Source organism: Streptomyces sp. NPDC127190 (genome assembly GCF_042672505.1).
Lineage (GTDB): Bacteria > Actinomycetota > Actinomycetes > Streptomycetales > Streptomycetaceae > Streptomyces.
In genome coordinates this window covers 258,373-271,895 of sequence record NZ_JBHXVE010000004.1, presented here as the reverse complement: position 1 = coordinate 271,895, position 13,523 = coordinate 258,373, and the positions used below count along the sequence as shown (strand labels likewise).

General features: G+C 73.5%; 12 protein-coding genes. 3 read left to right on the top strand and 9 right to left on the bottom strand.

All coding sequences use genetic code 11. The features are described from left to right. Window positions 1–260 precede the first annotated feature (260 nt). Window positions 261–1,928, top strand: coding sequence for a protein kinase (locus ACFVIU_RS09365; protein ID WP_385841622.1), 1,668 nt, complete (start codon window positions 261–263; stop codon window positions 1,926–1,928). An 84-nt stretch (window positions 1,929–2,012) separates the two neighbouring features. On the opposite strand, the gene ACFVIU_RS09360 is transcribed toward ACFVIU_RS09365, so the two are convergent. Continuing rightward, complete coding sequence (locus ACFVIU_RS09360) at window positions 2,013–2,549, bottom strand: bacterial proteasome activator family protein (protein ID WP_385841621.1); 537 nt, start codon at window positions 2,547–2,549, stop codon at window positions 2,013–2,015. Window positions 2,550–2,721: 172 nt separating this feature from the next. On the opposite strand from ACFVIU_RS09360, the gene ACFVIU_RS09355 reads away from it, so the two are divergent. Then, on the top strand, window positions 2,722–3,441 hold the full coding sequence (locus tag ACFVIU_RS09355; protein WP_385841620.1) for a hypothetical protein: 720 nt from the start codon (window positions 2,722–2,724) through the stop codon (window positions 3,439–3,441). Window positions 3,442–3,488: 47 nt separating this feature from the next. On the opposite strand, the gene ACFVIU_RS09350 is transcribed toward ACFVIU_RS09355, so the two are convergent. The 6 genes from ACFVIU_RS09350 to pdhA form a co-directional block, all read right to left on the bottom strand. Then, a complete protein-coding gene (locus ACFVIU_RS09350; RefSeq protein WP_385841619.1) occupies window positions 3,489–4,469 on the bottom strand; it encodes an NAD(P)H-quinone oxidoreductase in 981 nt (326 codons plus the stop codon). A 162-nt stretch (window positions 4,470–4,631) separates the two neighbouring features. Next, entirely contained in the window at window positions 4,632–6,041 is a 1,410-nt protein-coding gene (locus tag ACFVIU_RS09345) for a molybdopterin molybdotransferase MoeA (protein WP_385841618.1), read from the bottom strand. After that, window positions 6,038–6,934, bottom strand: a complete 897-nt coding sequence (locus tag ACFVIU_RS09340; RefSeq protein WP_385841616.1) for an NTP transferase domain-containing protein — start codon at window positions 6,932–6,934, stop codon at window positions 6,038–6,040. The genes ACFVIU_RS09345 and ACFVIU_RS09340 overlap by 4 nt, the downstream gene beginning before the upstream one ends. A gap of 83 nt (window positions 6,935–7,017) precedes the next feature. Beyond that, window positions 7,018–8,370 (bottom strand): dihydrolipoamide acetyltransferase family protein, encoded by a 1,353-nt coding sequence (locus ACFVIU_RS09335; protein WP_385841615.1) that lies wholly within the window; start codon window positions 8,368–8,370, stop codon window positions 7,018–7,020. Next, the gene (locus tag ACFVIU_RS09330; RefSeq protein ID WP_385841614.1) at window positions 8,370–9,374 is read right to left on the bottom strand and encodes an alpha-ketoacid dehydrogenase subunit beta; all 1,005 of its coding nucleotides are present in this window, start codon (window positions 9,372–9,374) and stop codon (window positions 8,370–8,372) included. Before ACFVIU_RS09330 ends, ACFVIU_RS09335 begins: the two co-directional genes overlap by 1 nt. Then, a complete protein-coding gene (gene pdhA, locus ACFVIU_RS09325) occupies window positions 9,371–10,525 on the bottom strand; it encodes a pyruvate dehydrogenase (acetyl-transferring) E1 component subunit alpha (protein ID WP_385841613.1) in 1,155 nt (384 codons plus the stop codon). Before pdhA ends, ACFVIU_RS09330 begins: the two co-directional genes overlap by 4 nt. 175 nt (window positions 10,526–10,700) lie before the next feature. Here pdhA and ACFVIU_RS09320 point away from each other — a divergent pair, with 175 nt between their 5' ends. Continuing rightward, a complete protein-coding gene (locus ACFVIU_RS09320; protein ID WP_385841612.1) occupies window positions 10,701–11,225 on the top strand; it encodes an Lrp/AsnC family transcriptional regulator in 525 nt (174 codons plus the stop codon). A gap of 77 nt (window positions 11,226–11,302) precedes the next feature. Here ACFVIU_RS09320 and ACFVIU_RS09315 read toward each other — a convergent pair whose 3' ends face one another. Both ACFVIU_RS09315 and ACFVIU_RS09310 read right to left on the bottom strand, forming a co-directional pair. Next, a complete protein-coding gene (locus ACFVIU_RS09315) occupies window positions 11,303–11,890 on the bottom strand; it encodes a TetR/AcrR family transcriptional regulator (RefSeq protein WP_385841611.1) in 588 nt (195 codons plus the stop codon). Continuing rightward, window positions 11,887–13,401 (bottom strand): 3-hydroxyacyl-CoA dehydrogenase, encoded by a 1,515-nt coding sequence (locus ACFVIU_RS09310; RefSeq protein WP_385841609.1) that lies wholly within the window; start codon window positions 13,399–13,401, stop codon window positions 11,887–11,889. Before ACFVIU_RS09310 ends, ACFVIU_RS09315 begins: the two co-directional genes overlap by 4 nt. Between the last annotated feature and the right edge of the window lie 122 nt (window positions 13,402–13,523).

Below are 13,523 nucleotides of genomic sequence, written 5' to 3'. Positions count from 1 at the left end.
CGCCGGACCGGCCATCAAACCTGTAGCACGCGCTGTCGTGCAAATTCTGTGCGCCGGTCGTACGCCCCCTGTAACGCTTGCGCGACGCTTCTTTCGCGTACGGTCACGGAACGGGCACCGAGCTTGACGTGTCAGTGGCCTGGGGCAGACTTGGCCGGTAATGACACATTCGATCAAGGCCTGCGCGGCCGGCGTCTGATCAGCAGCGGATACGACGCGATCGACGACGGCGCCGGACGGGCAGTGGGGGACGCGGAGACATGAGCCAGGACGGCGCACACGGCCGGTACGCGGGGCAGGGCCTGGCCGGCGGCCGCTACCAGCTGCGCGACTTGCTCGGCGAAGGCGGCATGGCCTCGGTGCACCTGGCGTACGACGCCGTGCTCGACCGCCAGGTCGCGATCAAGACGCTCCATACGGAACTCGGCCGGGAGCAGGCCTTCCGCGAGCGCTTTCGCCGCGAGGCGCAGGCCGTGGCGAAGCTCACGCACACCAACATCGTCTCCGTCTTCGACACGGGCGAGGACGAGCTGGACGGCATGGCGATGCCGTACATCGTCATGGAGTACGTCGAGGGCCGCCCGCTGGGCTCGGTCCTCGAGGAGGACGTCCGGCAGTACGGCGCCATGCCCGCGGACAAGGCCCTGAAGGTCACCGCGGACGTGCTCGCGGCGCTGGAGATCAGCCACGAGGCGGGGCTGGTCCACCGCGACATCAAGCCGGGCAACGTGATGGTGACCAAGCGCGGCGTGGTCAAGGTGATGGACTTCGGCATCGCCCGCGCCATGCAGTCCGGTGTCACCTCGATGACCCAGACCGGCATGGTCGTCGGCACCCCGCAGTACCTCTCGCCGGAGCAGGCGCTCGGCCGGGGCGTGGACGCCCGCTCCGACCTGTACTCGGTCGGCATCATGCTGTTCCAGCTGGTCACCGGGCGGCTGCCGTTCGACGCGGACTCGCCGCTGGCGATCGCCTACGCGCATGTGCAGGAGGAGCCGGTCGCGCCCTCCTCGATCAACCGCTCCCTGCCGCCCGCCGTGGACGCGCTCGTCGCCCGCGCGCTGAAGAAGAACCCGAACGAGCGTTTCCCGACCGCCGAGGCCATGCGGGACGAGTGCCTGCGGATCGCCGCGTCCTTCCAGGCGGCCCCGCCGAGCATCGTGCCGGGCGCCGGGCCGCAGCAGAGCGGTTCGGGCGTGGGCTCCGCGGTGTTCCCGCCGGTCGGCCAGGCCGCGCAGACGGCCCCCGGGCCGGTGCAGACGCCGTACCAGCCGGGTCCGTACGGCCCGCAGACGGCCGCCCCGGCCGCGCACACCCCCGCGCCTGCCTACGGCTACCCGCAGCAGGCCCAGCAGACGGCGCCCCCGGTCGGCTACGGCCCGCAGGGCGCCGCGACCCCGCCGCCGTACACGATCTCGCCCCAGCCGGCCACGCAGACCGGAGGGCGCTCCGGCGGCTCCGGCGGCGGGAAGAGCAACAAGCCGGTGATCATCGGCTCGATCGCGGTGTCGCTCGTCGCGGTCGTCGGTCTGATCGTCGCGATGTCGATGAGCAGCAGCAGCGACGACACCGGCGGGGGCGGCGGGGCCAGCGCCAGCGCCAGCGCCTCGACGTCCTCCGCGCACCGGTCGGGCTACCGCCCCCCGGACCGCTCCAAGGTGATCGACAAGACCCAGTGCACGGAGCCCACCAAGGCGTGGGACGACGCGAGCAAGATCGAACTGCCCGACTTCCGGTACAAGGACATCAACTCCGTGAAGGCCTGCTTCCAGGCCGCGGGCTGGATGATGAACATCAAGAAGGTGGACAACAACACCTGGGGTGACGGCACCGTGCTGGACCAGTTCCCGTCCCAGGGCTCGGACGTCGACAAGAAGGACCCGGGCACCATCGAGCTGAGCGTGTCGACGGGCAACCCGCCGCAGTGACGCGCGCGCGCTGACGAAGGGGCCCGGCGGTCGTCCGCCGGGCCCCTTCTCATGCGGTGTGATCTCGGATGTCGTGCTGACGGTCTACAGGTACGGCCCGCCCGAGCGGCCACCGGTGCGGGGGTCGTCCCCGCCCTCGTGGCTCATGCCCGGCGGCAGCGCGCGGCGCATCTGCTCCAACTGGGCCCGCGCGGCCATCTGCTGGGCGAACAGCGTGGTCTGGATCCCGTGGAACAGACCCTCCAGCCAGCCCACCAACTGCGCCTGGGCGATCCGCAGTTCCGCGTCGCTGGGGGTGGTGTCGTCGTTGAACGGCAGGGACAGCCGCTCGAGCTCCTCGACCAGCTCCGGCGCCAGGCCGTCCTCCAGCTCCTTCACCGAGCTGTGGTGGATCTCCTTCAGCCGGGCCCGGCTGGCCTCGTCGAGAGGAGCCGCGCGCACCTCCTCCAGGAGCTGCTTGATCATGCTGCCGATCCGCATGACCTTGGCCGGCTGCTCGACCTGCTCCGTCACCGGGGTCTCGCGGGATTCCTCGTCCCCGCCGCCGAGTGCCATCCCGTCCTGGCCCACGACGAGGATCTGGGGATTCTCCGGCGACCGTTCGTTCCTCGGCATCTCCATGCCGCCATTCTCTCGCACCAGTACACCTCATCACCGTGGTGCCCCCTCGCGGGACTGATCCACCGTTTAGACCTGACGGAGCAATCCAAAATGCCCTGTTAAGTCATGAATGTGAGGCTTGTTCTCTCGTTATCCATCGATTACGGCCTCTGGGCTCCGGGAGGTCACCGACGTGACTCCAAGGCAGCGACTCACCTTCCACCGCGTACGGCTGCTGCTCGCCCTCACGGCGACCCTGGCGGCGTACACCGCCACCCCCGCCTGCGCCGCGCCCGTACACGCCCCGGAGCCCGGTCCCACGCACCTCTTCGGCTCCGGGCATCCGGCCGCCTCGGGCTCCCCCGGCCATGTCCGGCAGGACGCCCGGCAGCACGGGCGGCCGCACGACGACACACCGGACGCTCCCGTGGCATCGGCCGGCGCGACGGACGCCCCCGGCCAGGATCCGCCCGCTCCCGCCGAGGAGTCGCCCGTGGTCATGCCCTCCGACTCCGCGTCCGCCTCGTTCCGGCCCGCGGACCCCGATCCGTCCCGGGCGGGGAGCCTGGCGGGCCAGGGGCGGATGCGTCCGGGCCGGCCGGACGGGCCCGCCGCCGAGGTGGAGGGCGACGACGACGTACCCACACAGCCGCCCGACCCCGCCGGCATACCGGAGGAGCCGGAGACCGCGGATCCCGCCGGACAGTCACCGGCGGCCTCGCAGCCGCCGGAGGAGGCCGGCCTCGACCCCGCGCGTCCCCCGCTGCGGCCGGCCGCCACCCAGAACGCCGCCCAGCAGAGCCAGGACGCCGGCGAGCCGGTGCTGGACATCCTTCCGCTGGGCAGCGGCCTGGTCTTCATCGGCCTGGGCCTCGGCCTCGCGTTCCTGGGCCTGCGGCTGCGCAAGAGCTGAGACGCGCCTGCGACCACGGCCACGGCCCGACCCTCACCCGGACGTGACTACGGCGCGACCAGCAGCACCTTGCCGATATGGCCGCTGGCCTCCACCACCCGGTGTGCCTCCGCCGCCTGGTCCATCGGCAGCTCACGGTCCACGACCGCCCGGACGTGCCCGGCCTCGACCAGCGGCCACACATGCTCCCGCACCGCCGCCACGATCGCCGCCTTCTCGTCCAGCGGCCGCGCCCGCAGCGACGTCGCGCTGATCGCGGCCCGCTTGCCGAGCAGCATGCCGAGATTCAGCTCGCCCTTGACCCCGCCCTGGAGCCCGATGATCGAGAGCCGGCCGTTGACGGCGAGCGCCTGGATGTTGCGGTCCAGGTACTTGGCGCCCATGTTGTCGAGGATGACATCGGCACCCGCCCCGCCCGTGGCCTGCCGGATCTCCTCGACGAAGTCCTGCTCCCGGTAGTTGACGAGGATGTCCGCGCCCAGCTCGGCGCAGCGCTCCAGCTTCTCCTTGGTACCGGCGGTCACCGCGACCTTGGCGCCGACGGCCTTCGCGAGCTGGATCGCCATGGTCCCGATGCCGCTGGAGCCGCCGTGCACCAGCAGGGTCTCTCCGGGCCGCAGATGGGAGACCATGAACACGTTGGACCAGACGGTGCAGACCACTTCGGGCAGTGCGGCGGCCTGCTTCAGGCCGACGCCCTCGGGCACGGGCAGCAGCTGCCCGGCCGGTACGGCGACCTTCTGGGCGTAGCCGCCGCCCGCGAGCAGCGCGCACACCGTGTCGCCCACGGCCCAGCCGGACACCCCGGGGCCGAGTGCGGCGATGGTGCCGGAGCACTCCAGGCCGGGGTAGGAGGAGGCGCCGGGCGGCGGGTTGTAGAAGCCCTGGCGCTGCATGATGTCGGCGCGGTTGACGGCGCTGGCCGCCACCTCGACCAGCACCTCGCCCTCGCCGGGCACCGGATCGGGAACCTCTTCCCACACCAGCACGTCAGGATCGCCGAATTCGGGAATCGTGATCGCATACATGTCCGTGACGCTACTCCGCCGCCGGGCTTGTCACCCGTCTCGCGCGGGGCGGGTGTCCGAGGTCACCCGGGTGCCGGGCGCGTCGGGGGGATGGCCTCATGGCCCGGTCGTTTCACGTGAAACACACCGCGCCATGGGCGATGGCGTGATGGCCGGGTTGTTTCACGTGAAACACACCCCGATTCCGCCGGTCGCCCAGGGCAGGTCCAGCAGTTCCGTCTCCGCACCCTGCCGTGCTCCGCCGGGCGGTACGACGGCCAGCGCGTCGGCGGCGGCGATGCCCCGGAGCATGGCGGGGCCGTTGTAGTGCAGCGGTACGGCGCGGTCGCCGCGCAGCGTCACCGGGATGAGCCGGGTGTCGTACGGGTGGCCCTGCACCGCCTCCCTCAGCGGCAATGTGTACGGCTCGGGGGCCGGGTGGGCGGCCAGGGTCCGCAGCAGCGGCTCGGCGAGGGTCAGCAGGCCGGAGACGGCCGCGAGGGGGTTGCCGGGCAGGCCCACGAGGTGCTGGTCGTCCTTGGTGCGGGCGAGCAGCATGGGGTGGCCGGGGCGCACCTTGACGCCGTCGACGAGGAGTTCGGCGCCGATGCGTTCCAGGGTGGGGTGGACGTGGTCGACGGGTCCGGCGGCGGTGCCGCCGGTGGTGACGATCAGGTCGGCGGTGGAGCCGGTGACCGCCTTGAGGAGCGCCCGGGCGTCGTCACCGATGCGGCGCACCGCGGACACCTCGGCGCCGAGCGCACGCAGCCAGGGCGGCAGCATCGGGCCGAGCGCGTCCCGGATCAGCCCGTCGTGCGGCAGTCCCTCGGTCAGCAACTCGTCGCCGAGGACGAGGACGTCGACGCGGGGGCGCGGGACGGCGGCGACCGTATCGTAGCCGGCCGCCGCGGCGAGGCCCAGGACGGCAGGGGTGACCAGGGTGCCGGCGGGCAGCAACTGGTCACCACTGCGGCACTCCTGGCCGCGCGGGCGGATGTCCTGGCCGTGGACCATCTCCCGGGTGGGGTGCAGCCGTCCCTGGGCGTCGGTGCGGCCGTGCTCGGTGCGCAGGACGCCGGTGGTGTCGGCGGGGATGCGGGCGCCGGTGGCGATCCGCACGGCCTCTCCGTCCGTGAGCGGCGCGGGCTGGGCGTGTCCGGCGAGCACCCCTTCGTCCCGTACCTGCCAGGGGCCGGGCCCGGCGACCGCCCAGCCGTCCATGGCGGAGGTGTCGAAGGAGGGCAGGTCGGTGAGCGCGTCGAGCGGGGCGGCCAGGACCAGGCCGAGCGCGTCGCCGAGCGGCACGGAGACGGGGGCGCGGCGGGCCCGGGTGCGGGCGGCCCGGGCAGCGGTCTCGCGGGCCTCGGGCCAGGGCGTGGCCCGGTGCCGTGCGGCCGCGCGCCGGTCGGGTGCGGGGGCTGCCGGGGCCGGGACGTGCCCGGCGTCGCCGGCGCCGGGTTCCCTGCCGGTCTCCGCGCCGGGGTTCCTGCCGGGGTCGTGGTCGGGGTCCTTGCCGGCTTCCCTCACGAGTGCCAGGGCCTCCTCGACGTCGAGGTCGTCGCTCTCCCCGGCGCGGGTTCCGGGGGCGGTCATCCGGCGTCCGGGGCGCCGGTGCCCCCGCTGCTCTCCGCTTCCCACCGCAGGGCCAGCGCGGTGGCCTTGCGGGCGGCCTCGGCCACGGCCTCGGGGCCGCCCTCGGCGCGGGCGGCGGCGTAGCCGACGAGGAAGGTGGTCAGCGGGGCGGCGGGCCGGGCGACGCCGTGTGCGGCGTCCCGGGCCAGGTCGAGCAGGACGCCGGTGTCGACGTCCAGGTCGATGCCCAGCTCGTCCTTGACTGCGGAGATCCATTCATCCAACACGTGCCCATGCTCCCTGATGCGTGCCCTGGCGTTGACGATGTCGTCCCAGGTGTCGCAGTCGAAGGACGCGAGCGGGTCCGGGACGCGGGTGAGGCGGAGGGCGCCGGTCAGCCGGCGGAGGGGAAGCCCGGTGAGGCCGTCGGGCGCGGCGGCGAGGGCGGTCAGCTCGCGGCGGAGGGCGGCGGTGCGGTAGGCGGCCACGAGCGGCTGGTCGCGGCCGTCGGCGTCGGTGAGCAGCGCGCCGTCGGCGCCGGTGTCCCGCACCGCGGTCAACAGGCGTTCCAGCACGGCCGGTGCGAGGAAGGGCAGGTCGGCGGAGAGGACGACGGCGTACTCGGCCGTGGTGTGCCGCAGGCCCGCCTCCAGCGCGGCGACCGGGCCGGCGCCGGGCGGCTCCTCGCGCGTCCAGCGCACCGCGCGGGCGGTGGGCCGGGGGGCGGCCACGACGACGGTCGTACCGGCGCCCGCGCAGGCCGCGAGCACCCGGTCGAGCAGCGCGCGGCCGCCGACGCGGACGGACGGCTTGTCGGCCCCGCCGAGCCGCCGGGCGGCCCCGCCGGCCAGCACGACGGCGTCGTACGGCGCGGGGCCGGGGCCCGCGGGGGTGGCGGGGGCGGTGTAGGTCACCCTCCGAGTATGTCCTGCGCGCTCCCGCGGCCGGGCCGGTGCCTCACAGGGCGGACAGCGGCCCGGACGTCAGGGGCGGTGCGTCACAGGGTGCGCAGGAGCACCGCCGGGTGTTCCACGCAGTCGGCGACATAGCGGAGGAAGCCGCCCGCCGTGCCGCCGTCGCACACCCGGTGGTCGAAGGTGAGCGAGAGCTGTACGACCTGACGCACGGCCAGCTCGCCCTCGTGCACCCATGGCTTGGGGACGATGCGGCCGACGCCGAGCATGGCCGCCTCCGGGTGGTTGATGATCGGGGTGGAGCCGTCGACGCCGAACACCCCGTAGTTGTTCAACGTGAAGGTCCCGCCGGTGAGTTCCCCGGGTGTCAGGGTGCCGGTGCGGGCCGCCTCGGTGAGCCGGGCGAACTCGGCGGTCAGCGACTCGGCGTCGCGCGCCTGGGCGTCCCGGACGACGGGCACGACCAGCCCGCGGTCGGTCTGCGCGGCGAAGCCGAGGTGGACCTGTTCGAGCCGGACGATCTCGCGGGCCTCGGTGTCCACGGTGGAGTTCAGCTCGGGGAACCGGGCCAGCGCGGCGGTGCAGATCCGGGCGAGCAGCGCGAGCAGGGAGATCTTGGTGCCTCCGGCGGCGTTCATCGCGGCCCGCGCCCGCATGAGTTCCGTCGCGTCGGCGTCGACCCAGCAGGTCGCGTCCGGGATCTCCCGGCGGCTGCGGGACAGCTTGTCGGCGACGGCACCGCGGACGCCCTTGAGCGGCACGCGGACGCCGTCCCGCGGGGTACCGACGGGCGTCGGCCGGACCGTGGCCGCTGTGGCGTGGCCGGGCTCCGCCGGGGCGGGGGCCTGGTGGAGCGGCTGGGCCGTCGCCGGGCCTGCGGCCCTGGCCCGCAGGGCGCCCTCGACGTCCGCGCGCAGGATGAGCCCCTCCGGGCCGGAACCGGACAGCTGCCTGAGGTCCAGGCCGTTGTCCCGGGCGAGCCTGCGCACCAGCGGGGAGATGACGGGCGCGGGGCCGGGCGCAGCGGGGGCCGCGGTCGCTGCGGGGGCGGCGGCGGCCGGGGCGGGCGCGGGGCGCTCCGCCGGGACGGGCGCCGTGGCGGCCGTACGGACCCTGCGGCGCCGGGGCGGCGCCTCGGAGGTGCCGTAGCCGACCAGGACGTTCCCCGAGCTCTCCGGGGCCGCCGACGGTTCGCCGACGGCAACGGTCAGCAGCGGGGCGCCGACGGGCAGTTCGGTGCCCTCCTCGCCGAAGCGGGCGGTGACCACACCGCCGTAGGGGCAGGGCACCTCGACCATCGCCTTGGCCGTCTCGACCTCGACCACGGGCTGGTCGATGGCGACGACGTCGCCGACCTGGACCAGCCAGCGGACGATCTCCGCCTCGGTGAGACCCTCGCCGAGGTCGGGCAGCTTGAACTCCAGCACCTGTGCCATCAGCCCTCGGCCTCCCACTGGAGCCTGGCCACGGCGTCCAGGATGCGGTCGACGCCGGGCAGGTGGTGCCGCTCCAGCATGGGCGGCGGGTAGGGGATGTCGAACCCGGCCACGCGCAGCACGGGCGCCTCCAGATGGTGGAAGCAGCGCTCGGTGATCCGGGCCGCGATCTCGCCGCCCGGTCCGCCGAACCCGGTGGACTCGTGGACGACGACCGCGCGGCCGGTGCGCCGGACGGACGCGCAGACCGTCTCGTCGTCGAACGGCACCAGGGAGCGCAGGTCGACGACCTCCAGGTCCCAGCCCTCGGCCTGGGCGGCCTCGGCGGCCTCCAGGCAGACCGGCAGCGAGGGGCCGTAGGTGATGAGGGTGGCACTGCGGCCGGCGCGGCGGACGACCGCCCGCCCGATGGGCTCGACGTCCGTGGGCTGCTCGGGGTTCCAGGAGTCCTTGGACCAGTACAGCCGCTTGGGTTCGAGGAAGACGACCGGGTCGTCGGAGGCGATGGCCTGGCGCAGCAGGCCGTAGGCGTCGGCGACGGTCGCGGGCGTGACGACGTGCAGCCCCGGGGTGGCCATGTAGTAGGCCTCGGAGGAGTCGCTGTGGTGCTCGACGCCGCCGATGCCGCCGCCGTAGGGGACGCGGACGGTGATCGGCAGCGGCATCCGGCCGCGCGTGCGGTTGCGCATCCGCGAGACATGGCTGATCAGCTGCTCGAACGCCGGGTAGGCGAAGGCGTCGAACTGCATCTCCACGACCGGGCGCAGCCCGTACATGGCCATGCCGACGGCGGTGCCGAGGATGCCGGCCTCGGCGAGCGGGGTGTCGGTGCAGCGGTCCTCGCCGAACTCCTTGGCGAGGCCGTCGGTGACCCGGAAGACACCGCCGAGGGCGCCGACGTCCTCGCCCATGACGTGCACGGTGGGGTCGGCGGCCATGGCGTCGCGCAGCGCCCGGGTGAGGGCCTGGGCCATGGTGGCGGGCTTGACGGCGACGGTGGTCATCGGGCGCCGCCTTCCTGCGCGCCGTGCTGCTCCTGCTCGGCCTCCAGCTCGGCGCGCAGCAGGGCGCGCTGCTCGCGCAGCTGGGCCGTGGTCTCGGCGTAGACGTGGTCGAAGAGGTCCATGGGGTTCAGCTCGGGGTCCCGGTTCATGCCGTCACGCAGGGAGGCGGCCATCGTCTCGGCTTCCTGCCGGACGGCCTCGATGCCGGCCTGGTCGATCAGCCCGCGCGCGGTCAGCTCGGCCTCCAGCAGCTCGATCGGGTCATGGGCGCGCCATGCCTCGACCTCGGTGTCACCGCGGTAGCGGGTGGCGTCGTCGGCGTTGGTGTGGGCGTCGATGCGGTACGTCACCGCCTCGACCAGGGTGGGGCCGCCGCCCGCGCGCGCGTGCCGTACGGCGTCGCTGAGGACCTCGTGGACGGCGATGGCGTCGTTGCCGTCGACCAGTCGGCCCGGCATGCCGTAGCCGACGGCCTTGTGCGCCAGGGAGGGCGCGGCGGTCTGCTTGGCGAGCGGGACCGAGATGGCGAAGCCGTTGTTCTGCACCAGGAAGACGACCGGTGCCTGCCAGACGGCGGCGAAGTTCAGCGCCTCGTGGAAGTCGCCCTCGCTGGTGCCGCCGTCCCCGACCATGGCGAGCGCGACGACGTCGTCGCCCTTGAGGCGGGCCGCGTGCGCCAGACCGACGGCGTGCGGCAGCTGGGTGGCCAGCGGGGTGCTGAGCGGGGCGACGCGGTGGGCGTAGGGGTCGTAGCCGCTGTGCCAGTCGCCGCGCAGCAGGGTGAGGGCCTCGACGGGGTCCACGCCCCGGGCGACGACGGCGAGGGTGTCCCGGTAGCTGGGAAAGAGCCAGTCGCGCTCCTCGAGGGCCAACGCGGCGGCCACCTCACAGGCCTCCTGGCCGGTGCTGGAGGGGTAGACGGCGAGGCGGCCCTGCTTGGTGAGCGCGGTGGCCTGCGTGTTGTAGCGGCGGCCGCGCACGAGTTGGGCGTGAAGGCGGCGCAGCAGCCCCGGGTCGGCCTTGGCGGCCGCCTCGGTGCCGAGGACGCGGTAGGGCTCGGCGTCGGGCAGCAGTGGCGCGGGGTCCATACGGGGCTGCCAGGCGGGCGGCGGGGCGGGCCGGTAGGCACCCCGCTGCTCCATCACCGTCATGACGGCACCTCCTCGTGGAAGCGGCTACGGGAGGCGCGTCGGCTGTGACCCGCCTCACCTACCGATTGTTCGGTCGACGGCACATTTTGGCTACAGGCCCCGCCAGGCTGTGGACAAACGGTTCTCCACAGCCTGGAATGAACGCAGGACGTCCACAGCGATGAAGCGGGGGGACATGGCACCTGAACAAATGGCCGACGCGCCGTACGACGCGGCCCGGGACGTGTCCCAGGAGGGCGGCGTGCTGCCGCCGCCGCGCCCGCTGGACGCCATCGATCAGGACATCCTGAAGATCCTCCAGGCGGACGGCCGTGCCTCGATACGGTCCGTCGCCGAACGCGTCCACGTCTCGCGCGCCAACGCCTACGCGCGGATCAACCGGCTCGTCGAGGACGGCGTGATCCGCGGGTTCAGCGCGCGCGTGGACCACGAACGCGCCGGACACGGCACCTCGGCGTACATCACGCTCAAGATCGTGCAGAACAGCTGGCGCACGGTCCGCGAGCAGCTGCGGCAGCTGCCCGGCGCCTCGCACATCGCCCTCATGGGCGGCGACTTCGACGTGCTGCTCCTGGTGCACACACCCGACAACCGGGCGCTGCGCGAGCTGGTGCTCACCCGGCTCCAGGCGATCCCGGAGGTGCTGAGCACCCGCACCCTGCTGGTGTTCGAGGAGGAGGACCTGGAGCCGGATTCCTGAGCCGGACCCGAGACCGGCTCAGCCCGCCCTCGGCCCCGCTCCAAGCCGGCGAACCAGCCCCGCTCCAGGCCGGGGAATCAGTCCTGCTTCAGGCCGGTGAAGACCAGTCGGACGACCGCGTCGGCCACCTCCCGGCCGCTGGCGCCCCGCGCCTCCGGCCGGTACCACTCCACGATGGAGTTGATCATGCCGAAGACGAGTCGGGTGGCGAGCCGCCCCTCCACGTCGTCGCGTACGTCGCCGTCGGCTGCGGCCGCCTTCAGCAGTTCGGCGACCTGGTGGTCGAAGTCCCGGCGGCGATCCAGCGCCCACCGCTCGGTGGCGGTGTTGCCGCGCACGCGCAGCAGCAGCGTCACATAGGGCAGCTCGGCTATGAGCACCTCGACCATGCGCCGTACGACGTGCTCCAGCCGGTCGACGGGCCGCCCCACGCGTGCGTGCTCCTCGCCCAGGATGCCGAACAGGCCGTCCAGGGCGCGGCTGACGGCCCGCCGCAGCAGCTCTTCCTTGCCGCTGACGTGGTGGTAGATCGACGACTTGGAGATGCCCGCCGCCTTGGACAGATGCTCCATCGACGTGCCGTCGTAGCCGCGCTGGTTGAACACCTGGACGGCGACGGAGAGCAGCGTCTCGGGTGTGTAGGTGTCGCGCTTGGGGGTGGTCATTCCGTGCCCTCCCGGTTCTCGGCCGCGCATGCGTGGCGGTAGAGCGCGAGGGAGGGCGCGTAGCGCCCGGAGGGGTCGCGCTCGTGCATCTCGTCCAGGACCTCGAAGGCGAACTCGCGGCCGAGCCGGCGGTCCCACTCGAAGGGGCCGAGCGGGTAGTTGACCCCCAGCCGCATGGCGGTGTCGATGTCCTCCTCGGTGGCCACGCCCTTGGCGACCGCGTCGTGCGCGAGGTCGATGATCCGGGCGACCGTACGGGCGACGATCATGCCGGGGACGTCCCCGATGACGCTGACGTCCTTGCCGAGCGCCTGGAACAGCCCGACGGCCTCGGCGAGGGTGCGGGGCGAGGTGTCCTGGCAGGTGGACAGGGCGATGCGGGTGGCCGTGCGGTAGTCCAGCGCGAGGTCGAAGTAGACGACGTCGCGGAACTCCACGGAGGTCTGGCCGTCGGCCAGCACCAGCTGGCCGCCGCTGGGCAGCACCAGACGGGTGCCGTTGTCCTCGTCCTCCTCGCGGACCTGGATGCCCGCCTCCCGGACCAGCGTGAGCACCTCGCGCGCGGGGCCGAGATCGCCCTCGGCGACGACGTACGCGGGCGGCTGCTCCTTGTCGGCGGTGTGCGGCTCGGGCCGCTCGGCACCGTCGGCGTAGTCGTACCAGCCGTGTCCGCTCTTGCGGCCGAGCCGGCCGGACTCCACGAGCCGGCGCTGGGCCAGGGACGGGGTGAAGCGCACGTCCTGGAAGAAGGACTGCCACACCGAGTGGGTGACGGACTCGTTGACGTCCTGGCCGATCAGGTCGGTCAGTTCGAAGGCGCCCATCCTGAAGCCGCCGCACTCGCGCAGCACCGCGTCGATGGTGGCCGGGTCGGCGGCCTGCGCCTCGTAGACGGCGAACGCCTCGGCGTAGAACGGCCGGGCGATGCGGTTGACGATGAAGCCGGGCGTGTCCGCGCAGGCCACCGGGGTCTTGCCCCAGGCGCGGGCGGTCTCGTACGCGCGGGTGGCCGAGGTGACGTCGGTGGCGAAGCCGGAGACGACCTCGACCAGCGGGAGCAGCGGGGCCGGGTTGAAGAAGTGCAGACCCACGAAGCGGCCGGGCCGGCGCAGGGCGCCGCCGATGGCCGTCACGGACAGGGAGGAGGTGTTGGTGGCGAGCAGACAGTCCTCGGCGACGATCTCCTCCAGCTCGCGGAAGAGCTGCTGCTTGATGTCCAGCCGCTCCAGCACGGCCTCGACGACCAGCGCGCAGTCGGCCAGTCCGGACAGGTCGTCCACCGGCGTCAGCCGGGCGCGGGCCGCGTCCCGCTCGGCGTCGCCGAGCCGGCCCTTGGCCGCGAGCCGGTCGAGGCGGGCGCCGATGGCTTCGGCCGCCTCCCGGGCCCGCCCGGCGACGGCGTCGTAGAGCCGCACGGGGTGGCCGGCGACCAGCGCGACCTGGGCGATGCCCTGGCCCATGGTGCCGGTGCCGACGACGGCGACGGGGCTGTTGAGGTCGAGTGCTGTCATGTGCGCGATCCTCCCGCACGGGGTTTTCCACAGATGCGGCAGGCCCCCTTGTCCCGACCGATCGTTCGGTTACTCTAGCTCTGACCGGCTGTTCCCGCCCCTGTTTCTGCCCAGGTCATGAA

Excerpts from the sequence above, each read along its gene's own strand:
- ACFVIU_RS09350 (WP_385841619.1), bottom strand. The coding sequence starts at position 4,469 with ATGTATGCGATCACGATTCCCGAATTCGGCGATCCTGACGTGCTGGTG.
- ACFVIU_RS09330 (WP_385841614.1), bottom strand. The coding sequence starts at position 9,374 with ATGACCACCGTCGCCGTCAAGCCCGCCACCATGGCCCAGGCCCTCACC.
- ACFVIU_RS09315 (WP_385841611.1), bottom strand. The coding sequence starts at position 11,890 with ATGACCACCCCCAAGCGCGACACCTACACACCCGAGACGCTGCTCTCC.
- ACFVIU_RS09360 (WP_385841621.1), bottom strand. The coding sequence starts at position 2,549 with ATGGAGATGCCGAGGAACGAACGGTCGCCGGAGAATCCCCAGATCCTC.
- pdhA (WP_385841613.1), bottom strand. The coding sequence starts at position 10,525 with ATGACGGTGATGGAGCAGCGGGGTGCCTACCGGCCCGCCCCGCCGCCC.
- ACFVIU_RS09365 (WP_385841622.1), top strand. The coding sequence starts at position 261 with ATGAGCCAGGACGGCGCACACGGCCGGTACGCGGGGCAGGGCCTGGCC.
- ACFVIU_RS09335 (WP_385841615.1), bottom strand. The coding sequence starts at position 8,370 with ATGGCACAGGTGCTGGAGTTCAAGCTGCCCGACCTCGGCGAGGGTCTC.
- ACFVIU_RS09345 (WP_385841618.1), bottom strand. The coding sequence starts at position 6,041 with ATGACCGCCCCCGGAACCCGCGCCGGGGAGAGCGACGACCTCGACGTC.
- ACFVIU_RS09310 (WP_385841609.1), bottom strand. The coding sequence starts at position 13,401 with ATGACAGCACTCGACCTCAACAGCCCCGTCGCCGTCGTCGGCACCGGC.
- ACFVIU_RS09320 (WP_385841612.1), top strand. The coding sequence starts at position 10,701 with ATGGCACCTGAACAAATGGCCGACGCGCCGTACGACGCGGCCCGGGAC.